Raw genomic sequence first — 25,814 nt, 5'->3', positions numbered from 1 at the left:
ATTTCCCTATTCCGTGATTGCGCTTCTGGCGAGATAGCCTGCACAACGGGAAGGTAGGCCACTAACTCGTTTGAACGTCCGGAATGGTCAGCCCCGCCTGCTCGGCCTCGCGGCGCAAATTCTGACGGGGCCTGGGGCCGATCTGCTGGATCACCAATCCGGCTGCCAGTGAGCCAAGGTCGCCGCAAGTCTGCAGGTCGCGGCCTTGCGTGTAGCCATGCAGGAAGCCGGCGGCATAGAGATCGCCGGCGCCCGTCGTGTCGACCAGTTCCTTGATGGCGGTCGCCTTGATCACCACGGTCTCGTCGCCGCGCACGATCACCGAGCCTTTTTCCGAGCGGGTGACGGCGGCGATCCGGCAATCCTTGCGGATCTGGGCCAGCGCCTCGTCGAACGACGATGTCTGGTAGAGCGACTTGATCTCGTGGCTGTTGGCAAAGACGATGTCGACCGTGCCCGAGCGCATCAGGTCGAGGAATTCGTCGCGGTAGCGGTCGACGCAGAACGAATCCGATAGCGTCATCGACACTTCTCGGCCTGCCGCGTGCGCCAGCTTCGCCGTCTGGCGGATTGCCTCCTTGGCGCGCGGCGGGTCCCACAGATAGCCTTCGAAATAGGTGACCTTGGCGCCGGACGCCTTGTCGGCTTCGACATCCTCAGGGCCAAGCTCGACGCAGGCGCCGAGATAGGTGTTCATCGAGCGCTCGCCGTCGGGCGTGACGAAGATCATCGAGCGCGCCGTCGGCGGCTCACCCTTGAGCGGCGTGGTGCCGAAGGCGACGCCCTGCGCATGGATGTCGTGGGCGTAGATTTCGCCCAGCGCATCGTTGGAGACCTTGCCGAAGAAGGCCGCGCGGCCGCCAAAGCTGGCGACGCCGGCCGCCGTGTTGCCGGCGCTGCCGCCGGACGCTTCGATCGCCGGACCCATGCGGCTGTAGAGCAGTTCGGCGCGTTGTGTGTCGATGAGGTTCATCGCGCCCTTGATGATGCCGTTGGTCTCGAGGAATTCCTCGTCGCACTGGGCGATGATGTCGACAATGGCATTGCCGATGCAAAGCACGTCATAATCCGGCATCAAAATCTCCGCCAAAACCCGAGCCGGCTTCTTGCCACGCCGGCCGGGCGTGGTCTCGCGAGTTGAAATGGGTTGCCGCATGCGCTTGATCCAGCCGCCCTCACGCAGCTGCCGGTCCGGCTTCACGCAGCAAATCGTCAGCTTTGTCCGTCTTCTCCCAAGTGAACTCAGGCTCTTCACGCCCGAAGTGTCCGTATGTCGCCGTCTTGCGGTATATCGGCCGTAAGAGATCAAGCATCTTGATGATGCCTTTCGGTCGGAGATTGAAAACCTCGAGAACAAGGCGCTCGATCCTTTTTTCCTCGATCCTTGCGGTTCCGAAGGTATTGACCATGACAGAAACCGGACTGGCCACGCCGATCGCGTAGGCAAGCTGAACCTCGCAGACCTCTGCAAGGCCGCTGGCAACGATGTTCTTCGCGACATACCGGGCGGCATAGGCCGCCGAGCGGTCAACCTTGGATGGGTCCTTGCCCGAAAAGGCACCGCCGCCGTGACGCCCGGTCCCACCGTAGGAATCGACGATGATCTTCCGTCCTGTGAGGCCGCAGTCGCCGGCAGGCCCACCGACCACGAACCGCCCTGTTGGGTTGACCAGAAATCTGATCCCCGAAGTATCCAGGTGGGCCGGCAGGACCGGTTTTATGATCTCCTCAATGACGCCTTCGCGGACCGTGGCTTGTGAGACCGCTTCGTCATGCTGCGTTGACAGGACTATGGTATCCAGCGCCACCGGGCGGAGCCCTTCGTAGCGTACCGACACTTGAGATTTCACGTCCGGACGCAGCCAGCCAAGCTGTCCCGCTTTCCGGACCTCGGCCTGTCTTTTCGTCAAATGGTGAGCGAGTTGGATCGGCAGGGGCATCAATGTATCCGTCTCGTTGCATGCGAATCCAAACATGATGCCCTGATCCCCTGCCCCTTGCCCGAGATCCTGCCCTCGTCCTTCATCAACGCCCTGGCTTATGTCGGGCGACTGCTCGGTGAGGGCCAGAACGACGGCGCAACGTCGACCATCAAAGCCAATCGCATCATCGTCGTAGCCAATATCGAGTATCGTATCGCGGGCGACTTGGCTGTAATCGATGTGGGCATGGCTGGTGATCTCGCCAGCCACAACGACCATCCCCGTCTTCACCAACACTTCACAGGCGACGCGCGCCTTCGGATCGGTGCGCAGGACCGCATCGAGAATGGCATCGGAGATGTTGTCTGCCATCTTGTCGGGGTGTCCCGCGCCGACGGATTCGGAAGAGAACACGAACTGCCTGGTCATAAAAATGCCCTCGCTTCAAGTGCTGGAGTTAGTGAGGAGTTTCTGGATTGGGGTGGCTTATCGGTCGCGGATGCCGGGAACATCGAACGCAGTGCAGAAGTCGGCAACGTCTCTTCGTACGCTCGCATGAACTTCCTGGTCATCGGGCTGGCGGCAGACCGAGTCGATGAAAGCGGCGATCTGCACCATCTCCGTTTCGCGCATGCCCATGGACGTCACCGCTGGTGTCCCTAAGCGGATGCCGCTTGTCAGCGCCGGATGCCGCCGGTCGCCCGGGACCATATTGAAATTCGCAATGATGCCTGCACGCGATAAGCGCTCCGCATAGGCTTTGCCTGACAGCGGCCGGTCCCGAAGATCAAGGATCAGCATGTGATTGTCAGTGCCCCCAGTGACGAGTTCATAACCTCGCTCCAGAAGCGCCTGGGCCAGAGCCTTGGCGTTGTGGACGATCTGCTGACCGTAGACACGAAAGGACGAGTTCGCTGCTTCCTGCAAAGCGACGGCAAGCGCGGCGATAGTATTCATATGCGGTCCGCCTTGCAGAAGAGGGAACACGGCGCAGATTGTGTTTGCTCTTCGGATGATGGAGGGGCTGATAACGGTCTTCATTCCTTGATAAAATGAAGCCACCCCGGGGACCGCGGATCGACTTGTGAGAGGTGCTGGTGACCACATCGCAATGGGACACGGGGTTCGGATGCACTCCTGCGACAACCAGGCCGCAGATGTGGGCGATGTCAGCCACCAGATACGAGTTCACCTCCGAAGCAATTTCGGCCATTGCCGCGTAGTCAAAAATACGCGGATAAGCAGTTCCGCCGACCCAAATTAGCTTCGGGCGTTCCCGCTTGGCGGTCTCGCGCAAGTGGTCATAGTCAATTTGCTGTGTCTTTTCGTGCAGCCTGTACGGGACGCGCTGATAATCGCTGCCGGAAAAATTGACGGACCAACCGTGAGTCAGATGGCCGCCTTCGGGTAAAGGCAAGCCCATGACTTTGTCACGGGGGCTCAAAAGCGCGCGATAGACAGCCTGGTTGGCTGGCGAGCCTGAATAAGGCTGGACGTTGGCGTGTTCACTGCCAAATAGCGCTTTCAGGCGCTCGATCGCGAGGGTCTCAAGCTCATCGACGATCTCGTTTCCGGCGTAGTAGCGCGCACCGGGGTATCCCTCGGCATACTTGTTGGTGAAAATCGACCCGGTCGCTTCCAACACCGCCGAGGAGGCAAAGTTCTCGGAGGCGATCAGTTTGAGAGTTGTCCGCTCCTGACGCTCCTGTCTTAGAAGCAGTTCGTGAACGCGGGAGTCGACGGCGGCTAAGTGAGGCCGCCCGTAAGTGTCGGGCTGCGCGATGGCGCCGCCGGCGGAGTTATCCATGGTAGTCGCGCTCCATTTGGACTGATCTATTTCACGATCAAGCAGGCGGTCCCTTCAACCGCGCGTCTTGTATTGCTTCCAGGCGTTGTAGGTCTCTTTTATGATGGCCATCATCGTGGGGCAGGAGATCGACCACCAATTGAGCCAGCCCGCCATCCTTGCCTCCTGCTTGCATATGGTACGAAGACTGCGGACGTTGTTCGTTGCAGCAAAGAAAGTTGGCTCTGCCCAGCCGCCGAACGTGGCGTCGAACCTGCTCGCGAGGCAGACTGGTAATATCGGCCAGCTCGCCGACGGTTAGATCCGCATGCGCGCAAAGGCCCAGGATTCGAAGGCGATCAAGATGCGCTGCCGTCCTTAGGCGATTTACCAGTGTCAACATTGGTTGGCATCAACCCGGACGGGATGCAGCAAGCCGCTAGCCCTTCTATCCCCATCAATCCGCATGAGACCTCTCTCGTCATTTGCTGTAAATCCGCTGGTATGGATGCTAATGGAAGATGGATCACAGTCCTTTCTACGACTAAGACGCCAGATATTGGGGCTAATGTACCACCTGACAGGAGACTACACTCACGAACATTATGTGAATTTTTTTTAACGTTGCTGAGAATCAAGGGTGAGGTTTGGCGAATGTCTCGCCGTCGACTGTCGAATCCTGCCCGACGGGATTATGGGGTGCGTAGCCTGCTTGTCCTTTCCACATGACCAGCGACGATGGGGCGGAGGCGGCAGACATAGCTCTGGAGCATGCTGCGGTATCTTTGGCCTGAAGCCGAGGAAGGCGGACCGTGGCTTCCGCGCCGCTGCCGGGAGCCCGCGAACAGGCCAAGTTGATCAGCCGGGTGTTGCCGTCATAGAGCGTGAGACCCAAAGCTGGCCAGCCGCGCCCTGAGGCTGACGCACCGCTCAGCGTCCACCTTGCTCTCGAAGCCCATCGGCATAGCGCCGATAACGACTTGACCGCGTGCGTGTCGACGAGCGATCGGTGAGCGCAAGGATCGAGGGTGCAGTGCAGGATAATGCTGTTTTAAATCAGCGCTGTTTTCAGCCGACTGCCTTGAGCGTGGGCACAAGGATATAGGCCCAAGGCAGGAGATCATCGTCTGCTGTTCGGGAGGCCGCCCTGGGCGCGCGACAGCCGTTCCTTCGGCTGCGCCGCTCCGCCACCATCCGCGCCGTGCCTTCCGGAGACCATTCCCGCTGCCGGCCGGCGCCCGTGAAAACCTCGACCCGGCGCACCGGCTCGAGATGGCTGGGCTCAGCGTAACTCTGAAGTCGTCATATACCGAAGCCTTCACAGACTTCGGACATCCCCTCACAGTCCGATCCAGATGGCGTCAGGAACACCGCTGCGTTGATGCGGATGAACCCCTGCTTGTGCCACAATGACCCTTATGTCAGCGCGCGAGCCAAAGCTTCCGCGCAAGGCGACGGCTAGGATAAGGCAATGCCGACGAAGGGCACATTGCTTGCCACACTCTGGAATGATGGCATGCTCGGAAGGCCTAGGCTTTGCTCAGGGCCGCCTGCAAGGCGCGCTTTGAGGTTATTCACATAGCCTTCTGCGTAGTCCTGCGCCGTCGAGACCGAAAGATCAATGCCTGCCGCCAAGGCCTCTTCCATCAGGTGCTTTACGAGCCCATTTCGAATGGCCAGCTTGACCTCGGGGCCTGCGATAAGGCCGATCGCCTGCGCGGCCATATTGAGGCCAGCTTCCTCCAGCGCTCGCTTCATATCGCCTCCGTTAATGGCCGTACGCAGGAGATTGGCTGCTTGCGACTCAGCCTCGAGAACCATCGAGGCAAGATCGGCTACTTGTCCGAGGCCCGGAATGAAGCTGAGCAGTCCCACCGCCGTTGCCGCCAAGTCGAGCACTTTCGTCTCGATTTTGAGCACGGAGTCGACGACGTGCATGACGGCCCCGCCGTTCTTTTTGGCTGACTTAATGTCAGGCTGGTCCATCAGGCCCATCTTCATGTCCGCGACGGCATTCTGCTCTTCTGCGGTTTGGGCGCCGTGGGTGATTGGCTGCTGAACGTTGCGGTTCGCAGACGACATGTTTGTGCAAAAATGGGCAAAGTCTTTTTTGCTGATATTGCCGGAATCAACCGTATGCCCGCCGCCAAAGTCGAAGAATTTATGATGGGTCTTATAGCCCGTGATCGAATTGTTCAGGAGGCCAAACAGAAGAGGATCTGAAAGGAGCTGAGAGGCTGCTTCCCGCACTTTCGGATCAAGGCTCTTGTCGTCTTTCATTTTCGCCAGTTTGTCGCGAGTCAGAACACCGCTTCCAAAGAACGTGTCCTGATGGTCCTTGATCATCTCGACCGTATTCAGCTCAGTTTGCGTGAGGCTCATCGACGATGAGGCGACTTGCAGGAAATCCTCTTTGTGCATCTTCCCTTTCGAGCCACCGCACAACTGGTTCCAAGCATCGGGGTGATCGAGGAAATATTGCGCCGCCGCAATGACCTGGGGCGGAAATTTGCCGTTTTTCGATTCGCCGCCGACCATTTTCTTGAACTCATCCAGACTCAGGTCCTTGGACAGATTTTCGGAGTACCGGTAAAACTCCCGCAAGGCATCGCTCAAGGTCATGACCGAAGGCTGCAAACCTCCGCTGCCGTCGGATGGTATGTAGTTCTGCTCGTAGCTTCGCGCTTGGGCTTCCTGAAATGCAGCAACTTGTGGGTGGTGGTTTGAAAATCCGGCCAAGTCCTTGGCGTTGATCTTGCCTCCACAGCGGCCGTCGCCCTGCGAGCCAATCGCATAAAAAAGTCCCGAATCCTGCTGCAGTCCCTGGATCGCCGCTTTCAGATCCGGTGGCGTAGAGGGATCATTGGCTTTGTCGGTCAACGACTTCCAAGTAAGCGGGCATTGGTCCTTGTGACGGTTGAGTACCGCAACAATCTGCAACTCAGCCGTGGTCAGCGACCCACCGTTCCACGTGATTCCGGGGCTCGGCCTGGGAGCCGGCTCGATCTTCGGAGTGACGCCGAGCAGATGTTGGGCTTCAGTCGCCTTGGAGCGTTGCGATTGGTCCTCCTTGAGAGCCGCCCTCATATTTGGCGGCAGCAGATCCAGTGGGTGTTGCTCCAAGCCATTCAATGTCAAGACATCCGGTGCCAGATGGCCCAAAGGGTCCTGCCGCAATTTATCCATTGTCGAATCAAGATTCGACGCTGGCAGATCCCCTTGCGCGAAAGAGCCGGGCTTGTCTGCCAGCACACAAGTGGACAGCATCGCTTCGAAGCACGATGCACTTTGCTGATGCTGGGTCGCAAAATGGGAAACTTTCAGGCCCGGCCAACCCCTTGCGGACTGTAGCGAATTTGAGCGGTAGAAAGTTGAAAGATTACTGGCCGACATTATGCATCCTCAGACGTGACGTTGAAATCCCCACAAGAGACCCCGACAGAAGATCCCTTGCGTTTCACAAAATTCGACAATTCCAAGCGTCGGCAGGTCACGAATGCGCCTGCCCTGCCTTCAATTGCTGTGTTCCGGGCCGGCTCCAAGGTTCGGTCCAACACAATGGCCGGAGTCACCGCGAGAGCTGCCGGGACTCATCATGAGCGGATTAGCTTTCGAGAAACTGACGAGTTTGCGAAGAGTTCACAAAGGGGTAGCCGCAGTCATGTTCTTCAGAGCTGCGGGAAATCCTCAATGTTCATTTCTTGCCCAGCTCAGGCTTCCCGCCAACGCTATCCTGTTGTGGGATGTCAGAAGAATAAGAAGCATCCGGTCGTCCGTCGCGAACGACCGTAGTGGAGGAGCCGCGAAACAAGATCAGCACTGATTCCTTTGGCGTTGCCGCTATGTGAGTCTGCGCCTGCGCCTGCGCCACCAAGCCGTTAAAGGTCTGCTCCACGAGTGCGACGAAGCGCGGTGGACCGGAAACGAAGACGAGGCCATTGCCTGGCACGGGTTTGACCACATAGCGCTCGTCGGAGATATCAAGCTTGTCGAGAGCCCCCTTGAACGCATCGAAGCGAATCGACGTCATCAAAAGCATTCGAGTTTGCGATTCTTGTGCAGCAGACACATAGAGCACAAGGCCGTCATAGTACCATTGTAGACCGTAAAGGTTCGTCAAGCGGTCGAGGAACGCGCGCGGTGGCAAATCAGGCATACGTCCGCGAATTCGCCCCTTCACCGCAGGACTGATGTTGACCCTGATATTCAGGTTGTTGCCGAATTCCTGCAACGCTGCAGCGAGCTCCTGATCCAGAACCGTGTATCTATAGGGTGTCGCCGGAAGGGACAGCGGGACTGCATGCGCCGGGTGAATCCCGGTGGACAGAAAAAACCCGGCACAAAGAAGTCTCAAAACATGCAGGGTGACGGGTTGGATAAGCGTTCTCGGCATGTCGCACTGATAAACCAAACGCTGAAATCATCACAAGTGACTAAATTGCCGAAGAGATTTTAGATTGTCGAAATGACGCCGCCGTTAGTCAGCTTGTTGTCAGCTTGCCCCCCTAGGAGTGTTGCGCCGACACCGGGTGATGAATGGGCGGGGCTCGCCCGGTCAGAGAGAGCAACCGAGTCCTTACATGATGATGCCTGTCACGTCGATCTCTGCCACTCTAACGGCTGGCCTCCCCAGGGTCGGATCACCGTCGATTGTCGAGCAGGCCCAGTTTGAGCGCGCCTTAGGGCATGCAGCCGACTCGCTGAAAAACGATGCCGCCGCGGGGCCAGCGAGTGCGGCGCCAGTTGCTGCGGCGATGGATGTTCAGCGCGCGGCTGCGCCGACGAGCGGCATGGGCGATCGCGTGTTGCAGACGATTTCCTCCCTATATCCACACAACACTGTTTCCTTCCCCGCGCTCGACCATGACATAGCCCTTTCGAAGGGCGCTCTACCGGGACCGGCGCAGAAGCTTCCCGTTCCAGGTGAGGCGGGAACCGGAATCTCGGGCATTCCCCAACAAGGGCAAGACTTCGAAACGATGATGGCTGGTCTTCGGGATGTTTACAACGGCGTCACCCAGGTGGCGCTTATCTCCAAAGGCGTCAGCGGCGTCACATCATCCGTGAATAAACTTTTGAAGGAAGGCTGAACCGCGCGCATGATTGGCTTGGCCGAGGGCGAAATCATGCGTGGCCTGTCAGGGTGGCGGTCGGTTAGACTTGTCATGCTGCCAGTTCTCGTCGCCCTCACTGCTTGCAAAGCCGACCTCTACACGCAATTGCAAGAGCGTGAGGCAAATGAAATGCTCGCACTTCTTGAAGACAACGGGGTCGCCGCGATCCGGGTGGTCGCCAAGGATGGAACCAGCACGATCCAGGTTGACGAAAAGCTGCTCGCCTTCTCAATCAACCTTCTGAACGCCAAGGGGCTGCCGCGCCAATCCTTCAAGAACCTCGGTGAGATATTCCAAGGATCAGGCCTGATTGCCTCGCCGACCGAAGAGCGTGCCCGTTACGTGTATGCCCTGAGCGAAGAGTTGTCGCGGACGATCAGCGATATCGATGGCGTTTTTTCTGTACGTGTTCACGTCGTGCTGCCGCATAACGACCTTGTGCGAGCCGGTGCCACGCCATCCTCGGCCTCGGTGTTTATCAGGCACGACGCAAAAACAAATGTCGCGGCTCTGCTGCCAAAGATAAAGATGCTTGTAGCCGACAGCATCGAAGGCCTGTCCTACGATAAGGTGGAAGTGGTTTTGGTGCCGGTAGAACGGTCCGCACACGAGCAACGGCCCGATCCGACTGCTGTTTTGCCACAAGCATCACTACCTCTTCCTGCGCCACTTCTGGCGACCGTAACAGGTTTTGCCGCAGCCGTATTCGCCGTGGCCTGTTATCTCTTGATCGGCGTTGTTACGCGTCGGCGCAAGCAATCAACCGGCGTTTCCAAGGTCGAGGGGCGCCGGGATGCTTCTGCTGTCGAGGCCATTCGCAAAAGAATGCCTGCAATTGGACGTGGGTGACATCTCATTGCCAATGCCTATACAGACCGCCCGACCTGATGGTCCGCACTTTCCGGGCGCGAGCGAGCTTGCGGCTTCGGCCCATCCAACCCGTCTTGCGGCGCGTCTTGATCCAGCGTTATCGGCCGAAACGTTAGTGAAGTTGCAGAAGTGTTCCAGACTGCATCCAAGGCTGGCAGAATTGCTGGGCAACGATGACGTGGATCTGAACCACATCGGCTGCAGGCCGGACCTTCTACGCGGGCATGATCCATATCGAGCGGCCCTTCTTGCTGGTAGTATCTGGCATGCCCGTTCGCTGGTCGCGTTTGTCTCTCAGCCTGAGCTTGCCATCCTTGTTAAACGCATCGGCGTGGATGCACACGCATTCGGAATCCGACACCTGCTGCATGCTGTTGACAAAAGACTGATCTCGGACCCAGAAAAACTCGCTCAGCAAATCGAATACGATGGACACGCATGTCTTGGAGCTTGGCTCCAGGACAGTTCAGCGACCGAGCGTAACCGCGTGCTTCTTCGATTGCCCGAGGGGACTGCCGCGGAGACTCCAGCACATGAGCATTGGACCGCCGCCGGCCAATTGCTTTCACTTGTAGTAGCTCATTTTGAGACAGAGACCCCGGTGAAATGACAGTCGAACTTTCCGAGGGGCCAATAGCGCCGCAGATGCGTCCAGTCGGACCACTGATACCCGCGAGCGAGCTCGAAACCTGGCACAGCGCCGCGCAAGCCCTTGCCGCGGCAGAACGGCATCGGCAGCGCGTTCGAAACTGGGCACGCGCGGTTTACCAGCGGGCGTGGGCGCGCGGCCACATGGAGGGCTCGAATGCAGGCACCGAGGAGATGGCAGGGTTGATTGCGGAGACAATCTCCGAAATCGCGCGACGAAAGGCGGCTCTGGAGCAGGAATTGCCGCAGCTCGTGATGGAAATATTGAGCGATCTTATCGGCGCTTTCGATCCGGGCGAGCTACTGGTGAGGGCTGTTCGTCACGCCATAGAGTGTCAATACAGCGGCGCCGAAGTTTGCCTTCATGTTTCTCCCATGCAAGTCGACATGCTTGCACGAGAGTTTGCTCGATGCGACGGCCAGGATGGTCGACCAAGGGTGCGGATCGAGCCCGACCCGACGTTGTCGCCGCAACGGTGCGTGCTGTGGAGCGAGTACGGCAATGTCGACCTGGGACTTGACGCCCAGATGCGCGCGCTGCGCCTTGGTTTCGGGACGCTATGTGAAAAAGGCGAGCTATGAGAAAGCCCGTCCCAGAACATAACGCTGACGCCGACACTCGAGCTCTCGTTCCAGCAATCTCGTCTTTGAGGGCTGCGGCCAAGCGAATTGACACGCGTGCGGTGCGCGGTCGGATCACGCGGGCTATCGGCACACTGGTTCATGCCGTCTTGCCAGATACTCGTATTGGGGAACTTTGCCTCCTAGAGGACCCGCGAACCGGGCTGTCGCTCGAGGCCGAGGTGATCGGCCTGTCGGGTGATGGTGTATTGCTGACACCGATCGGGGACTTGGTGGGCCTATCCAGCCGCGCAGAGGTCGTGGCCACTGGCCGAATGCGTGAGGTGCCCGTCGGCGGCGATTTGCTCGGTCGCGTGATCGACAGTCGTTGCCGCCCATTGGACGGCAAAGGCGAAATCAAGACCGTCGAAACTCGGCCCCTGCATGGCAGAGCCCCCAATCCGATGACGAGGCGCATGATTGAGCGGCCATTCCCGCTTGGGGTCCGTGTCCTCGATGGTCTGCTGACGTGCGGCGAGGGCCAGCGGATCGGGATTTATGGCGAGCCAGGTGGTGGCAAGTCGACGCTGTTGTCACAGATCGTAAAGGGTGCCGCCGCTGACGTCGTCATAGTGGCGCTCATAGGCGAACGTGGACGGGAAGTTCGTGAATTCATCGAAAGGAATCTTGGTGAAGAGGGCCTTCTCCGTACGGTCGTCGTGGTTGAAACCTCCGACCGCTCGGCGGTGGAGCGTGCGCAATGCGCTCCAATGGCGACTGCGCTCGCGGAATATTTTCGCGATCAGGGCCTACGCGTTGCTCTCATGCTGGATTCGCTGACGCGCTTCTGCCGCGCTATGCGCGAAATAGGCCTTGCTGCGGGTGAGCCGCCGACGCGACGGGGCTTTCCTCCTTCCGTTTTTGGCATGCTGCCAGGCCTGCTCGAGCGCGCCGGCATGGGTGAGCGGGGCTCAATCACGGCCTTCTATACGGTGCTTGTAGAGGGTGATGGCACGGGTGATCCAATCGCCGAGGAATCGCGTGGTATTCTCGATGGCCATGTCATCCTCTCACGCGCTATTGCGGCGCGATCGCATTTCCCCGCTATTGATGTGCTGCAGAGTCGCAGCCGCGTCATGGATGCAGTCGTTTCGGGGACACATCGCAAGGCAGCATCCATTTTCCGCGAGCTCCTATCGCGCTATGCCGAGACCGAGTTCTTGATCAATGTTGGCGAATACAAGCCAGGTGGAGATCCCCTGACTGACCGGGCCGTCGCGTCAATCGACGAACTGAGGGAGTTTCTGCGCCAGAGCGAAGATGACGCGTCAGATTTCGAGGAGACGGTCGCATGGATGTCGCGTCTGACCGCGTGAACTGGGTTCAGTCTTCGAGGTTACGGCTTCTGAAGGAAATGCAAGAGCGTCGTGCCCTTGGCGAGCTGTCCAAGAAGGAAGCCCAGCGCGATGTGGCCGCCTCAGCCGTACAAAATGCCTCTAGGGAGCTTGCAATGATACAGCAACATTGTTCAAGAAAAGAAGCAGCGCTCTATCAGCATCTGATGTCACTCGACAACTTGTCTAGCGCAGCGCTCGACCGTCACCGCCTTCACACTGAACAACTTGCCGCTGAGATCAATTCCAGACGGCAGATGCTTGATGATACCCAAATCGCTCAAGAGGAGGCTGAGATGGCGGCGTCCAGGACGAGGGAGCTATGGGTCATATGTTCGGCGGCAAGGGACAAATGGCAACAAATCGAGGACGACGTGCGGCGCGCCGTCGAGACTCATTCGGAGGCCGCAGCCGAGATCGAGGCCGACGATGAGATACTGCTGAAATATGCGAGGGGGTCGCTTGCCTAAATGCCGCGCAACCGGATCCGACGGTCGCAAGAGGTCGTCCGAATGACACGACCGTGCAGTCTTTGATAGGCGCTGCGGTCACACCCGCCATGTTCGAACCAGTTCTGAAACTGTCCCACACGGTTGTCTCGTGGCTCAATGATACAGCAGCGCCGCGCACGCCGTTTCAAAGCCGGATCAACGAGGTGCCGCTATCGGTGCGAACGGCAGGGCTTGTCTGGCAGCAGGAACCTGCTGCCATTCCGATGCTTGACTGCGTCTGGAGAGTGGGAGCCGAAACGGTCATCTTGTCACTGTCGCGCCCGCTCGTAGAGGAGTTCATCACGACAGTGCAGAACGGCTTGGCCTTCCCTTCCGAGCCAACTGCTTCGCTAATTCTCGAACTCGCTCTGGAGCCGCTTGTCACTCGACTGGAGGAGACGACGCGTCTGAACGTGCAACTCGTGCGGGTATGCGAAGCCACGATGCTGGCTCCTCATCTTGAACTCGACATCATTTTCGGCGCGGTCAAGGGCAAGGGCCGTCTATTCCTGTTCACGCCACTTGACGGCTTAGTACCGCCTGCGTTTCGCGCGCTAGGCGAACTGCTTGCCCAGTTGCCGCGGCAGCTGGGCGGGCTGCCTCCAGAGCTCCCGCTCATTGTTGCAGGAGAGGTCGGCACGCTTCGCCTTCCTGCGGCGCTTCTTCGAAGCGCATGTGTCGGTGATGCATTGTTGCCCGATATTGCGCCGTTCGGCCGCGGCCAGATCACCCTAGCTGTCGGCCAGTTGTGCGCCGAGGCGGATCTTGACGGCGATGAATTAATCTTGCGGGGGCCTTTCCGCCCGCGACCGTGTCCTTTGGAGAGTGCGCATATGACACAACCCGGATCGCAACTGGAGCTTACTAAGGATCTCGACGATGTCGAGATCGTGCTTGTCTTTGAATGCGGCCGCTGGCCTATTTCTCTTGGGGAATTAAGAAGTGCCGGCGAAGGGCATATTTTTGAACTTGGATGGCCGATCGACGGCCCGGTCGACATAGTGGCCAATGGTCAGCGTATCGGGCGTGGCGACATTGTCCGCATCGGAGAAGAGCTGGGCATCAGGCTCCGTGGCGGGTTTGCATGCAATGAGTGAAGCTCAGCCGACAATCCTGGCGCTTCTTGCGGTTACCGCCGGACTCGGTCTGCTGGTTTTAGCAGTTGCCACGACAACGGCCTTTGTAAAGGTATCAATTGTTCTTTTCCTCGTCCGCAATGCGCTCGGGACCCAGACCATACCACCCAATGTGGTGCTGTACGCCGCGGCGATGATCCTCACTATGTTCGTTAGTGCGCCCGTTGCTGAGCAGACCTATGACCGCATGTCGGATCCCAAGCTCCACTATCAGACATTCGACGACTGGGTAAGCGCCGCTAAAGCCGGAAGTGAGCCCTTGCGCGAGCATCTCAAGAAATTCACAAATGAAGAGCAGCGGCGATTTTTCCTATCTTCGACAGAAAAGGTCTGGCCAGAGGAAATGCACGCTGCAGCCACGCCTGATGACTTTGCAATACTTGTACCATCTTTCTTGCTATCAGAATTGAAGCGCGGATTTGAGATGGGATTTCTACTTTATCTGCCTTTTATTGTTATAGATCTGATAGTGACAACTATCTTGATGGCAATGGGTATGTCGATGGTCTCACCAACTGTTATATCTGTCCCGTTCAAGATCTTTTTGTTTGTTGCCATTGATGGTTGGTCAAAATTGATGCATGGGCTTGTGCTGAGTTATACGTTACCGGGAGGCTGATCATCACTGAATCCAGCATCATTACTCTTATGAGCCAATCACTGGTGGTTTTCATGATCTGGATTCTACCGCCGCTCATTGCATCAGTGGTTGTCGGCCTCGTTATCGGCATCCTCCAGGCGGCGACGCAGATCCAGGATGAAAGCTTGCCGCTCACCGTGAAGCTTCTGGTCGTTGTCGCGGTGATTGGGCTGTTTGCTCCTGTGCTAAGCGCCCCGCTCATAGAGCTAGCCGATCAGATCTTCACCGAGTTTCCCGCAATGACACTTAGCTACTAGTCCTCCCCATGGACGCGCTATCGGCCGATATTCAAATTCTGATCCAGACGGCTCTCGAACTCGTCGTTGCGGCAGGTCTTGGGGCAGCCCGCGCGATGGGCATCATGCTGATCTTTCCCGTATTCACACGCTCGCAGATCAGTGGGCTGATCCGGGGCTGTTTGGCTGTTGGCTTCGCACTACCATGCCTGGCACACGTCAGCGGCGGATTGCCGGCGCTGGATTCTGATACACGCCTGATCCAGCTAACCCTGCTCGGATTCAAGGAAGTTTTTGTCGGTGTACTCCTTGGCACTTTTCTTGGCATTCCGCTTTGGGGCCTTCAGGCTGCCGGGGAGCTTATCGACAACCAACGCGGCATCAGCAGCCCGACCGCTTCGGCCGATCCCGCGACGAACAGTCAGGCTTCCGCGATGGGCGTTTTTCTGGGGATCACTGCGATTGCCATATTCGTCGGATCAGGAGGCCTGGAAACTTTGATCAGTGTCCTGTACCGCAGCTACTTGATTTGGCCGGTGTATCAGTTTCACCCGACACTGAGCGGGCCAGGAGCAATGGAGTTGTTGGGGCTTCTCGACAGCATAATGCGCACGGCATTATTGGTATCGGGGCCTGTCGTGTTCTTCCTGATACTGATTGATATATCGATGATGCTGCTGCGTCGCTTTGCCCCGCAATTTAAGGCGAGCCAACTGTCTCCGGCAATCAAGAACATTGTCTTTCCAGTTCTCATGGTCACCTACGCTGCCTATCTGGTGGAGAGCATGAAACTGGAGGTCACACGTGCCAACGGCGTGCTGGAGTGGTTCGACAAATTGCTGCCATGAGCGACACAAGTGAAGAGAAGACACACGCCGCCAGCCCGAAGAAGTTAAGTGAAGCGCGCAAAAAAGGACAGCTGCCACGTAGCTCCGATTTCGTCCGCGCGGTCGGGACTTGCGCTGGGCTCGGCTACCTTTGGCTAAGAGGCAGCGTGATCGAGGACAAATGCCGGGAAGCGCTCCTATTAGCCACCAAGTTGCAGAGCCTACCTTTCGATACCGCGGTGCCGCAGGCATTGGTTGTGCTCGTCCAACTCACCGTCGCGGCTGTTGGCCCGCTGCTTGGAACCCTCGTCGCCGCGGTGATTTTGGCCAGCCTGCTAGCCAATGGTGGATTTGTCTTCTCTCTGGAGCCGATGAAGCTCAGCTTTAAGAAAATTGACCCCTTTGAAGGGCTGAAGCGCTTGGGGTCTGCTCGTTCCATGGTCGAAGTCTGCAAGACCATGTTCAAGGTATTGGTTCTCAGCGCAACCTTTTCCATTGTCCTTCTCGGGATGTGGAAGACAATGGTCCCTCTGCCGATCTGCGGCATGGGCTGTGTTGGCCTCATCTTTATGGAGACAAAATTGCTGATGGGAATTGGCGCCGGCGCACTGCTGGTCGGCGGACTGATCGATCTCCTGCTCCAGCGCGCGTTGTATCTGCGCGAAATGCGCATGACCAATACCGAAGTGACGCGCGAGTCGAAGGATCAGCAAGGAGCGCCAGAGTTGAAAGGTGAACAGCGTCGCATCCGCGAGGAGGCGGCCGACGAGCCTGCGCTTGGCGTGCATCGCGCCACGCTGGTCTTAACAGGAAGGGCGGTCCTGATCGGTCTGCGTTACGTTCGCGGTGAAACCGGGGTGCCGTTCTTAGTTTGCCGTGCCGAAGGTGAGCGCGTTTCACATGTGTTGAGTGAGGCGCGGGCACTACGCCTGACGATCGTCCATGACCATGTCTTAGCGCGTCAGCTGATAAGCACTACAAAACTCGGCCACGCGGTTCCTATGCAATATTTCCAGCCTGTCGCGAAAGCATTCTTTGCCGCAGGCTTGGCCTAGTCATTGGAAGTCCACGACTGCCCAGTTCAAAACTGACCTGGCTCCATGCTAGTGGCAAATGTCGGCTGGCCATCCGTGCCCCAGTGTCTCTGCCAGGCCAACCGCGCAACCGCGGGCCTGGGGCAATCACTCCCCTCGGATCTGCCACCCAGCAACTACGGCAAGTCCTCCGGGCATGACCTTGCAGCCTCTGCTGGCCGGTGCGTGGCGCAGTCCGAGGTTTTGAGGCCGGCAGTGCGGATTTGATTGGTGCAGCCGTTGGAATGCCCTCGTCAGCTAGTCGTCAACTAAGCGCCCTATGTTGAACAGCCGTGCTAACTTGAGCTCGGTTGCGAAACATAGGAGTACGAATCGTCATGTATGGTCGAATTGGTGGCTCATCCGATAGTTACCGCGCGCATAATGCCGGCGAGCAATCGGATGCAGGAAGCGAAGGGTTCGCGGACACATTTGCCCGAATGCACTTATCCGGATCGGAAGGTAGCGGCGCCTCATCATCGGCGGCTCCCCAAGCATACTCCCTCAATTCCCGACCTCCTGTGGTGGAGATCAACAGGACTTCCTTCAGGAGACAGGTGAGGCAATTTCATGGTGATGAAATCACGCACATCGCCGACAATCCTCAAGAGTATTCGGAGTTCGTATCGTCACGAGCCAGGCGCACCGCGGACGTTGCTCAGCAATATGGCATCCGTCGAGATACGGAGCACGCGCGATATTTCAGTTACCAATTGGGAGACCGGAGTGCCGGACTGCTGAGAATGGAAGGCGGATTCAGCATGAACGAGTTCGAATCGGAAAGTTGGCGGGAACAATTTCCTGGTCGAACTGAGGTCACTTCCATAGTGGATCTTCAAGTCGCCCATCCGCTCGTCGAAAATGCGGGCGATATTCTGCTGGAGCATCAACTTCGGATAGACGGCGACCGACCGTTGCTGAATTGGCGTGCGGCTAATCCGGAAGCACAAGCGCGCGCGCAGACGATGGGGTTTGTTGAAGTGGATCATGGCGACCTGGTGCTTGACCCTACGCAGCATCCCGACAAATGGACGAAGAACAGTGCCGGTGAGTGGCAGCGTGCAGGCAAACCTCCACTCTATCTCCACAAAACCGAGGATAGCGACAGCAGCGATAGCGGGTCCGACGACGATTTCATGTGATTTGTCGACCCGCCGCCGAGCCTTGCAACTGGTGACGGTTGCAAGGCTGTTGGCAGTGAATGCTAATTGTCCGGCGACAGCCCCGCCTTAGCGCCAGCGCCGCCGAGCAATCCAGCCCATCTCCCAGACAATAAACTGCGGATGCGCATCGTGGGTGCTTGCGAGCGGATTGTATTCGGGCCGGAACTCCGCCTCTTGGAACCGAGCTCTCCCGAATCCAATTTTCTCCACCACACCGTTGGGTCGTTGCGATGCGCCGATCCCGATCGGATCGGCTATGCCTGCTCCGCGCTCGCAGGAAGACCTTCCGCCTCGATCTTGGCGGCGCGATCTCGGCGATAAGTTGGATGGGAGGCAAGATACGCCGCCACGTCAACAGCCGGTAACGCGACATCGCAAATCGGCCCTGACGGTAGCCGATCGACTCCAATCGCCGGACCGCAACTCGCGCAGCGGCATTCGCGGTTTGGCCAGGAGAAATGCTCGCTGACTCACAGCGTGGCCGGCCGCATTCTGAGTGCCCTGTCATGCAGCCTGCGCCGACGGGAGCTCGGCACGCGAATGGCGTGGTTGGCGGCCAAGCCCTGAGGTCAACAAGGACTTACAGAAAGCGGGGGTGAGTTTGCCGCGATGAATTATGACCTTCTCGCGACCGGACCTAGCATCGGCTTCCTCTCGCTCTCGATTGTAGCCGCGCTGTTCGTTGGATTTAACGTGGCAAGCGGTGAATTCGGAATCAGCCAGCCCTTCCAAGTTTCTGGCCATGACGGGGCGACTCGTGTGGATGTGCACCCACATCGGGCTCGGCATCGCACCATTGACCAGCATCTTGGGCTGCAGCTTCATCTCAAACAGCTTTCCTGGCTCGCCACGCAGCGCGACCGGTGCCTCCGGCGGCATCAATTCGTCGGCATTGCACAAATGTTCCAGGTATTTTTGCGCCGGAAATGCGTAGGTCTTCATGCAATCAGTCGTAATGCCGGCTTTTCCTTCATTCAATGCGTTGGCCTGTCCCAGCACCATGTTCAGCAACCCTTTGAGCTGGTCTGTGCGTTCGTGCACTTTGGGTAGCTGGGTGGAGGTGAGTAGCAGGCGTACATTACGCCCCTGCAACCCGGCGAGACAGGTTTGCATCTCAATGGCCTGGGCTCGCAGGTACTGGGCCACATCGTCCACGACCTTACCGGCCTCCTCAGGCTTCATCTGGCGCACTTGGGAGACGACGCTTTGCTGACCGGCCAGATCGAACTGCAAAAGTTCGTCCAATCGTTTGAGCCGCTCCGTCAATACCTCCATTGACAACGCGGCGCCCCCGATTGTCGAGCCTGCCCCCGACGAACTCGCAGCCACCTCTTGCGCTCTCACCTGTGTACTCGCAACTTGATCCGAGCGCGCGAGAACCTTGGCTGCTGGCACTGTGCCGGCGTTCGCAGCGACTGGTGTTGATGGCTGCCCGGCGGCAGAAGTCCCGGCGCGAGCTGCCGACTTATGCTTTGACTTCCCTTTCCTTCGCGCTGTAGTGCCTTCTGACACTGCAGCCGTACCAGCAGTGCCAGCCGGTATCGCAGCGCCTGCCCTGGCCGGCATCGCAGCGCCCGCCTGGGCCTGTGGCGCCATGATGGCTGACGGCGGAGACTGCAGGTTCAACAAGTGCATGGCATCGTGCGCAGTGATCCATGCATCGTCCACGATCCGTTCGAACAGTTTCAATGGGAGGCCGGCATCTGGGTAGGTATGGCTTAGCTTGGTATGCACCTCGTGCAACGCCAATCCAAAATCCGAAAGCCGCTCCATGATTTTTTCTACAACCGCGCAATCATGAGCGTTGAGTGTTTTGCCATCATCCATTATGCCCTTCGCCAAAGAGAGGGCGCGAAGAGCTTCTTGAGCGGCGCTTGCCATCAGCTGCACCACTCCATTTCGACCGACGAGGAGTTCCTTCAAATCTGGCTCGAACCTGCTCGCCCGCAGTTCAATCTTGGCCCGCGCAAGACCGATCCGCTCACGGACCAGCCAGATCCTGACACTCAGTACCGAGCCGGCACGCAGCCGCAGTGCGCACCGCTCGGCTTCCCGCATCACGGGCGTTCCACTGGATAGGCTAGCGGTGGCAGCGCAGGCGGATCGCTGCCGTTCGGAGCGCCATGCCTTTTTTTCCCACCACTTAATTGCCGCCGTATGGTGGTTCTCCACATTTAAAATCAACAGCTCCTGCCGGTCCGCCTGGGAGTAGGAGTAGAGTTTATCGACCATACCTGCCGCTTTCTTGGTCTTTTTGTCCAATTTCGTGATCGTCGACAGGCCAAGTTTGTCTACTTCATTCGCGGCGTCGCACACGATCTGGCAACATCTACGCACCTTGTCGTCTGGCATAATTGTCTGCGCCTCAGCCGCAGGCAGGCTAGCGCGGTACTCCAGAATTGCTGAGGCTGCATCGACGACCCGACTGATCAGCTCCACCGCCTCCTCGGGGACGTCGGTTTTCCTGGCCGCAGCCTCGCAATCAGTCAGTTGTTGAACAAGACTGTTCATTCTGAGCTGTGTCGGACTGATATCTTCATTTGACGATGAGCTGGTGCCTTCCACCTGCGCGGTTGATAGTTGGCTACCGACCGGCGCCATGGCTTCGCCCTCAGACATGGAGGGAGAACCGCGCCGCCTTGCGGCTGCGCCACGTGGCGCTACGGTTCCGCGTGGTGGCGCAGCGGCTCCACGTCGCGGTGTGTTCAGGATTTGATCTTCGCCAATCGAGGCGCCTGGCAGACTTTCGCGGGCATCGCCTGGACCGCGCGCAACTGGAAGGGAGGAGGGCCTCCTATCGGCGTCCCCAGAGCGCATCTGCTCCACAACGGAATCGAATGACTGTCCACCTTCTCCCGCAGCAAGACTTGATTGCGAAAGGGAACTGCTCGCCCGCCCCGCGCGGCTGGCTCCAGTTTCAGCCTGCGATTTCCGTGGTCGGCCAATGCCCTTCATATTGCGTCTCCGTAGTAGGCGAGAATGTGCTGCTATTGTGCTGGCGGCTGACGAGACCAGCGGCATCTTTCGGTTAACGTCACGGTCAGCCAGACCCGCGACGGCGTAATGTTCCCGCCAAAGTGCTTCTCAGTAGCAGGCCAAGATTGGCCCGAGCTCACAGGACTTTCGCAACGTTGCCATCGATGTCCTGAGATTATCAGCGCTTCAGTCCGCCGATTTCCAGGAACAGCGAATGAAATCAGACCAACTCGGCTAGCTCCCCTTCCTAGACACGTGCCTGACGATTTTATTGATGCGTCACTCCTCTCGTTCGCCACCGACAAAGTCACACATTTGCTTCAGAGAAGCGTGTGCGTTGCGTATCACGCGGACCATTTCGATCTATAGTTACAAAAAGTGTCGAGACGGGACCTTTGGATCCGAAGGTCAGGCACGGCCGGCCTAGATAGACCGCTTGGCTGACGATTAGCTGACGATGGGAGTTCTCACGAACAGGGCAAGAAAATCCGACCGCTTCAAGCTTTCGATATGGTGAGAAGAGGATCCGCACCGGCCTCCCAAAGCCGGCAGACCATCCCATGTTCGTACGGTCGCCGACCTTCTCGAAGCCAATGAGCTCACCGCGCCGGGCCGTGATGTGCAGGCGAGAGAATGGTGATGCAAAGACCGAGTTCCTGCTCGTTGCGTGCGCCCGTGGAGCCAGCAAGAATACGGTCATTGCGGTCATGCAGCACGTGGACCGTGTCTCCTGTTCGACACCACAGCATCGAGGATGCAAACGAGCTGCTGCGGCTGCCATTCGGTCGCGGCATGCGTGGACGGCGGGATTGGCCGAACAGCCGAGATCGTGGTCGACTGTTCGATGCGAGAGCAACATCCTGCAGAGCATACGTTTTTGCGCTGGCCGGTTTTTGTCAAAAGCCGTCAGGTTCTCGAAAGCTCCCGCCCTTAGCTTGATCGAGGCTAACCTTTAACACGTCGCCGCCAATGGCAAATGCCGGAGTACCTGATGATAGCAGCAATTGGGAGTGGAGTTGGCAACCTCGGGACTTCCTTGATCCGAAAGGGCCATGGGGATTCGAAATCCGAGCATTCTGGTGATGGCAAGCCGGCTGATGGCAATGATGGCAAGCCAGCTGGTGGGAATGATGGCAAGGCAGCTGGCGGGAACGATCGGGCGGATAACCGGACCGTTTCAAATGATCAACTTCAAGACAACTCACAGTCTGCAGCACAAAGTGAAGCCTTCCAAAGTATCCTGCGATCGTTCGCGTTCCAATTCGCGAACGATGCGATGGCTGAGGCCGATGAAGCTTTGGATGACACAGAAGATGCCTGACGCGGGAAATCCGGCGTGAGGTCATACAGGCCGTTATTGACGGCACAACTCCAACAGAAAAAGGAATGATCATGGCTGCAGTTGATAATAATAAAAAATCAGGCAATACCAATACCAGTAGCGCCGGCAATACCGATAAAACTAACAGTGGCACTCCCGGCAATACAAGCGGAGCTGATGCTACTGCTTTTCAGGCGCAAGTGCAGGAACTAACCAATGTTAGCTTGGAGGCGACGAAAAGGAGTGTCCAGTTGCGCACTCTAACGACCAATCTCCAGACCATCAAGAAGGCCGCCGACGAACGCGTTTCGTAATGTCGGAAGCGGGTTTTAGACTGCCCCCTAGCGCGTCTCCTTATTGACGCGACGTAGTCCCGAAATGAGCCGCATGGCAATTGCCATGCGGCTTCTATCCTGTTTGAGAGATGCTCTGTGGATGACGCCGTTTCCCTCCGTTTCGAAGTGCGTTCGGGGCACTATTGCGGTCTGACCGGCAAGACGGATCTTCAAAAGTGTTTAATCGGCAGCGGCTTCGATGCCGATTTGGTCTTTGTCGAGCAGGGACTGGCACCGCATCACCTTCGTGTAACTCTTCTTGGCAAGTCGATCGAACTGGAGGCGCTTGCACCCGGACTCAGTATCGAGGGCAACCGGAATATCGCCGCAGGCCAGTCCGTTGTTGTGCCCCTTCCTGTCGTCCTGCTCGTAGGCGAGATGTCCATTGCTTTGTCCGTGCAGGATGCAGAGCCGCCTGGTTCGACCGGCATACCGCGCCTACCGATCGGTGTGCTCGCCATGGTCATAATCAGCTCACTCGGGATCGGCGCGCTTTCAGGCACGATCTCCTATCTTGGCAATGCAAGTGGATCGAGCCCCAATTCACTTCGGGCTGAAGTCGCGTCCAGAACGATCAGTCACCGCGCTGACAATGAACTTACGGAGGCAGCGGCCCAAGAGCTGCAGGAGGAAGTCGATCGAGCGGGTCTTCTCGACGTCAAGATTGGGTCGGCAAAGGGTGTTGTGACCGCCGAAGGCACCGTCACGTCTGAATCGGTCATCAGCTGGCAGAAGCTTCAGCAATCGTTCGATCGTCGCACCAAGGGTACTCTAACACTGGTGAACGGAGTGCTCATCAAAGAGGAGAAGGCGCCATCCGCAATCGCGGTCGAAGCTGTGTGGCATGGGGTCCAACCATATATTGTCATCGACAGCGAGAAGTATTTTGTCGGCGCCATTTTGGCTGATGGATGGGTGGTCGAACGTATTGAGGACAGCCGTGTGCTGCTGAGCAGGAATGGCCGCATTGCTGCTCTCCAATATTGAAAGCTCGCAGGCCCCATCAAGCAGCACTCTATGGCCAGCCAAACATCCTGTCGCGCTCGGTGCTGACAAGCTGGCTGCGTTGGAAACATTTGCTGCCCAGCCATTTCGCGCCTGCTTGTGGCTCTCATGCAGGGTCACGCGCTGGCCAAGGCTGAGGCGCCTTCGGAGTTCGAAAGCCACGTTTCATGGCGTAACAGCAGAGTAAGTCTCAACCGATTGCAAAGGTGTCTCGATGGCCAACGTCCTGCGTGACTTCATCAAGCGTGCGCCGGCCAGCCCGGATTTAATGGTTGCGTTGATGCTGCTTCTGGCTGTCGCGATGATGGTCATGCCTATCCCGGTCGTGGTGGTCGACGCCCTGATAGGATTCAATATGGGGTTGGCCATACTGCTGATGATGGTTGCCCTGTATGTCAGTACTCCACTTGATTTTTCCTCTTTGCCCGGCGTTATTTTGATTTCCACTGTATTCCGTCTCGCGCTCACGGTCGCAACGACGCGACTGATCCTGGCCGAGGGGGAGGCCGGCAGCATTATTCATACTTTTGGCGATTTCGTCATTTCAGGCAATATCGTGGTGGGTTTCGTCATATTTCTGGTCGTCACCATGGTGCAATTCATGGTCCTCGCGAAGGGTGCCGAACGGGTGGCAGAAGTGGCGGCGCGTTTCACGCTGGATGCTCTGCCGGGCAAGCAAATGGCGGTCGACGCAGAGCTACGCAACGGCCACATCGATGCCAACGAATCCCGCCGGCGGCGCGCCGAATTGGAGAAGGAAAGCCAACTCTATGGCGCGATGGACGGCGCGATGAAATTTGTGAAGGGCGATTCCATCGCCGGGCTGGTGGTTATCTGCATCAACATGCTGGGTGGAATTTCGATCGGCCTGCTCTCCAAGGGCATGTCCTTCGGCGAGGTACTGCATCACTACACTCTGCTGACGATAGGCGATGCATTGATATCGCAGATTCCGGCCCTTCTGCTCTCCATTACTGCGGCGACCATCGTCACCCGTGTGACTGGGACGGCGAGGATCAACCTCGGTACAGAAATGGTCAGTCAGCTCACGGCCAGCACTCGAGCCTTGCGACTGGCGGCCGGCGTCCTGGTTGTAATGGGGTTCGTTCCTGGGTTTCCCCTCCCCGTCTTTCTGATGCTGGCCGCAGTGTTCGCTGCGGTAAGCATTGTCAAGGCTGATGTGCTGGGCGCCGGCACTGCCGATGCGAAAGGTGGAACTGCAGCGGAGCCTAAGCAAGCCGCGCCTGCGAAGGAATTCCCGATCGCATTTTTTCTAGCGCCAGATCTTATGCAGGCGGTCGATCAAGCCGAATTGCAAAAACATATTGGGCGCGTTTCGCTCCTGGTCACAGCCGATCTGGGCATTATCGTTCCTCGCATCCCTGTCTTGGTTGACGAGCAGCTGCCTGAATCGCAATTCCGAATTGATGTCGAGGGCGTGCCAGTCGAACAGGACGCCTTAGATCCAAACCAGATGGCGCTCCGAGCCGATGTAGCGCACGTCGACTCGAGCGGTGTCCCCCTTAGACGTGAGCCGAAAACGGACACACTCCCGGTTGAACATACCCCTGCAAAGGCCCTTACGGGCGCCGGCACGGAGCATAGGGCTCCCGGCGAACTCCTCGCCTTGCGCGTCCATGCAGCGTTGACCCGCTACGCACCGCGATTGGTGGGCATCCAAGAGACCCGACATTTCCTGGGCCGAATGGAGCAGGAATATTCTGAGCTTGTGAAAGAGGTGCTACGCACGACGCCGATTCCTCGGATTGCCGATGTTCTGCGCCGCCTCCTGGAGGAAGGTATCCCAATCCGCCACACCCGTCTCGTGTTGGAGGCATTGGCCGAATGGAGCGAGCGTGAGCAGAACGTTGCCCTGCTGACGGAATATGTCCGTTCTGGTTTGAAGCGACAGATCTGCCACCGCCATGCCAACACGGAGGGCATCGTGTCCGCCCTGGTCGTCGAGCGCGAGAGCGAGGATGTGATGCGTGGCGCGGTTCGAGATTCGGATGCAGGCCCCTATCTCGCACTGGAGGATCGGCAAAGCGAAGCGATGCTATCACAGATACGTCAGGTCCTTTCGAACGCAGAACCGGGTCAAACCCGCCCTATTCTGTTGACGTCGATGGATGTCCGACGTTTCGTCCGCGGCTTTCTGACGCGAAACGGGGTTGATCTCGCCGTGCTGTCTTATCAAGACCTCGCCTCCGACTTTACAATTCGCCCCGCAGGATCCGTCACACTCCCGCACGGATCGAACAGCGGATTGTTAGAGTAGTCCCACCTTTCCTAACTGAACGCCACGCGCCTCCCCGA

22 protein-coding genes and 1 pseudogene are annotated in these 25,814 nt (G+C 58.0%); 17 read left to right on the top strand and 6 right to left on the bottom strand.

Annotation, left to right across the window (positions count from 1 at the left end; all coding sequences use genetic code 11):
- Positions 1-61: 61 nt before the first annotated feature.
- From EN824_RS19330 to glyA, 3 genes and pseudogenes are all read right to left on the bottom strand, one after another.
- Entirely contained in the window at positions 62-1,075 is a 1,014-nt protein-coding gene (locus EN824_RS19330) for an adenosine kinase (protein ID WP_126063919.1), read from the bottom strand.
- A 100-nt stretch (positions 1,076-1,175) separates the two neighbouring features.
- A complete protein-coding gene (gene metK, locus EN824_RS19325) occupies positions 1,176-2,351 on the bottom strand; it encodes a methionine adenosyltransferase (RefSeq protein WP_063169265.1) in 1,176 nt (391 codons plus the stop codon).
- A gap of 57 nt (positions 2,352-2,408) precedes the next feature.
- Positions 2,409-3,729 (bottom strand): annotated as a pseudogene (gene glyA, locus EN824_RS19320) (serine hydroxymethyltransferase).
- Between the two features lie 100 nt (positions 3,730-3,829).
- On the opposite strand from glyA, the gene EN824_RS35290 reads away from it, so the two are divergent.
- Entirely contained in the window at positions 3,830-4,030 is a 201-nt protein-coding gene (locus tag EN824_RS35290; RefSeq protein WP_024505365.1) for a hypothetical protein, read from the top strand.
- Positions 4,031-5,166: 1,136 nt separating this feature from the next.
- Here EN824_RS35290 and EN824_RS19305 read toward each other — a convergent pair.
- A complete protein-coding gene (locus EN824_RS19305) occupies positions 5,167-7,101 on the bottom strand; it encodes an HrpF/NolX family T3SS translocon protein (RefSeq protein WP_024505366.1) in 1,935 nt (644 codons plus the stop codon).
- Between the two features lie 301 nt (positions 7,102-7,402).
- On the bottom strand, positions 7,403-8,101 hold the full coding sequence (locus EN824_RS19300) for a secretin N-terminal domain-containing protein (protein WP_024505367.1): 699 nt from the start codon (positions 8,099-8,101) through the stop codon (positions 7,403-7,405).
- Between the two features lie 187 nt (positions 8,102-8,288).
- On the opposite strand from EN824_RS19300, the gene EN824_RS19295 reads away from it, so the two are divergent.
- From EN824_RS19295 to EN824_RS19240, 12 genes are all read left to right on the top strand, one after another.
- Complete coding sequence (locus EN824_RS19295; protein ID WP_024505368.1) at positions 8,289-8,798, top strand: nodulation protein NolB; 510 nt, start codon at positions 8,289-8,291, stop codon at positions 8,796-8,798.
- Between the two features lie 36 nt (positions 8,799-8,834).
- A complete protein-coding gene (gene sctJ / locus EN824_RS19290; protein WP_272483026.1) occupies positions 8,835-9,671 on the top strand; it encodes a type III secretion inner membrane ring lipoprotein SctJ in 837 nt (278 codons plus the stop codon).
- On the top strand, positions 9,616-10,302 hold the full coding sequence (locus EN824_RS19285) for a nodulation protein NolU (RefSeq protein WP_269470858.1): 687 nt from the start codon (positions 9,616-9,618) through the stop codon (positions 10,300-10,302). The genes sctJ and EN824_RS19285 overlap by 56 nt, the downstream gene beginning before the upstream one ends.
- A complete protein-coding gene (gene sctL, locus EN824_RS19280) occupies positions 10,299-10,922 on the top strand; it encodes a type III secretion system stator protein SctL (protein WP_135932615.1) in 624 nt (207 codons plus the stop codon). The genes EN824_RS19285 and sctL overlap by 4 nt, the downstream gene beginning before the upstream one ends.
- Positions 10,919-12,277 carry a type III secretion system ATPase SctN gene (gene sctN, locus EN824_RS19275; protein ID WP_024505372.1) on the top strand — a complete coding sequence of 453 codons (1,359 nt, stop codon included), beginning with the start codon at positions 10,919-10,921 and terminating at the stop codon, positions 12,275-12,277. Before sctL ends, sctN begins: the two co-directional genes overlap by 4 nt.
- Positions 12,253-12,765 (top strand): hypothetical protein, encoded by a 513-nt coding sequence (locus tag EN824_RS19270; RefSeq protein WP_095486055.1) that lies wholly within the window; start codon positions 12,253-12,255, stop codon positions 12,763-12,765. The genes sctN and EN824_RS19270 overlap by 25 nt, the downstream gene beginning before the upstream one ends.
- Before the next feature lie 89 nt (positions 12,766-12,854).
- Positions 12,855-13,883, top strand: coding sequence for a type III secretion system cytoplasmic ring protein SctQ (sctQ, locus tag EN824_RS19265; RefSeq protein WP_095769044.1), 1,029 nt, complete (start codon positions 12,855-12,857; stop codon positions 13,881-13,883).
- Positions 13,876-14,541: a type III secretion system export apparatus subunit SctR gene (sctR, locus tag EN824_RS19260; protein ID WP_095486053.1), complete on the top strand. Its 666-nt coding sequence runs from the start codon at positions 13,876-13,878 to the stop codon at positions 14,539-14,541. Before sctQ ends, sctR begins: the two co-directional genes overlap by 8 nt.
- A 2-nt stretch (positions 14,542-14,543) precedes the next feature.
- Entirely contained in the window at positions 14,544-14,819 is a 276-nt protein-coding gene (locus EN824_RS19255) for an EscS/YscS/HrcS family type III secretion system export apparatus protein (RefSeq protein WP_024505375.1), read from the top strand.
- An 8-nt stretch (positions 14,820-14,827) separates the two neighbouring features.
- Positions 14,828-15,646: a type III secretion system export apparatus subunit SctT gene (sctT, locus tag EN824_RS19250; RefSeq protein ID WP_126105038.1), complete on the top strand. Its 819-nt coding sequence runs from the start codon at positions 14,828-14,830 to the stop codon at positions 15,644-15,646.
- Complete coding sequence (locus EN824_RS19245) at positions 15,643-16,680, top strand: EscU/YscU/HrcU family type III secretion system export apparatus switch protein (protein ID WP_029354843.1); 1,038 nt, start codon at positions 15,643-15,645, stop codon at positions 16,678-16,680. Before sctT ends, EN824_RS19245 begins: the two co-directional genes overlap by 4 nt.
- Positions 16,681-17,036: 356 nt before the next feature.
- Positions 17,037-17,840 carry a hypothetical protein gene (locus EN824_RS19240; RefSeq protein WP_024505378.1) on the top strand — a complete coding sequence of 268 codons (804 nt, stop codon included), beginning with the start codon at positions 17,037-17,039 and terminating at the stop codon, positions 17,838-17,840.
- A 525-nt stretch (positions 17,841-18,365) separates the two neighbouring features.
- On the opposite strand, the gene EN824_RS19235 is transcribed toward EN824_RS19240, so the two are convergent.
- On the bottom strand, positions 18,366-20,480 hold the full coding sequence (locus EN824_RS19235; RefSeq protein WP_245454733.1) for a hypothetical protein: 2,115 nt from the start codon (positions 20,478-20,480) through the stop codon (positions 18,366-18,368).
- Between the two features lie 1,348 nt (positions 20,481-21,828).
- Between EN824_RS19235 and EN824_RS19230 the strand changes: the two genes are divergently transcribed.
- The 4 genes from EN824_RS19230 (at position 21,829) to sctV (ending at position 25,776) form a co-directional block, all read left to right on the top strand.
- Positions 21,829-22,158 carry a hypothetical protein gene (locus EN824_RS19230; RefSeq protein WP_081714433.1) on the top strand — a complete coding sequence of 110 codons (330 nt, stop codon included), beginning with the start codon at positions 21,829-21,831 and terminating at the stop codon, positions 22,156-22,158.
- A gap of 71 nt (positions 22,159-22,229) precedes the next feature.
- Positions 22,230-22,472, top strand: a complete 243-nt coding sequence (locus EN824_RS36065; protein WP_224570034.1) for a nodulation protein NopA — start codon at positions 22,230-22,232, stop codon at positions 22,470-22,472.
- A gap of 117 nt (positions 22,473-22,589) precedes the next feature.
- The gene (locus EN824_RS19220) at positions 22,590-23,480 is read left to right on the top strand and encodes a hypothetical protein (protein ID WP_024505382.1); all 891 of its coding nucleotides are present in this window, start codon (positions 22,590-22,592) and stop codon (positions 23,478-23,480) included.
- A 232-nt stretch (positions 23,481-23,712) separates the two neighbouring features.
- Positions 23,713-25,776, top strand: a complete 2,064-nt coding sequence (gene sctV, locus EN824_RS19215; protein ID WP_024505383.1) for a type III secretion system export apparatus subunit SctV — start codon at positions 23,713-23,715, stop codon at positions 25,774-25,776.
- Positions 25,777-25,814: the final 38 nt, after the last annotated feature.

The organism is Mesorhizobium sp. M8A.F.Ca.ET.181.01.1.1 (assembly GCF_004792025.1).
Taxonomy (GTDB): Bacteria; Pseudomonadota; Alphaproteobacteria; order Rhizobiales; family Rhizobiaceae; genus Mesorhizobium.
Note: the sequence above shows the minus strand (reverse complement) of the source record. Positions and strands in the feature narration are given on the sequence as shown.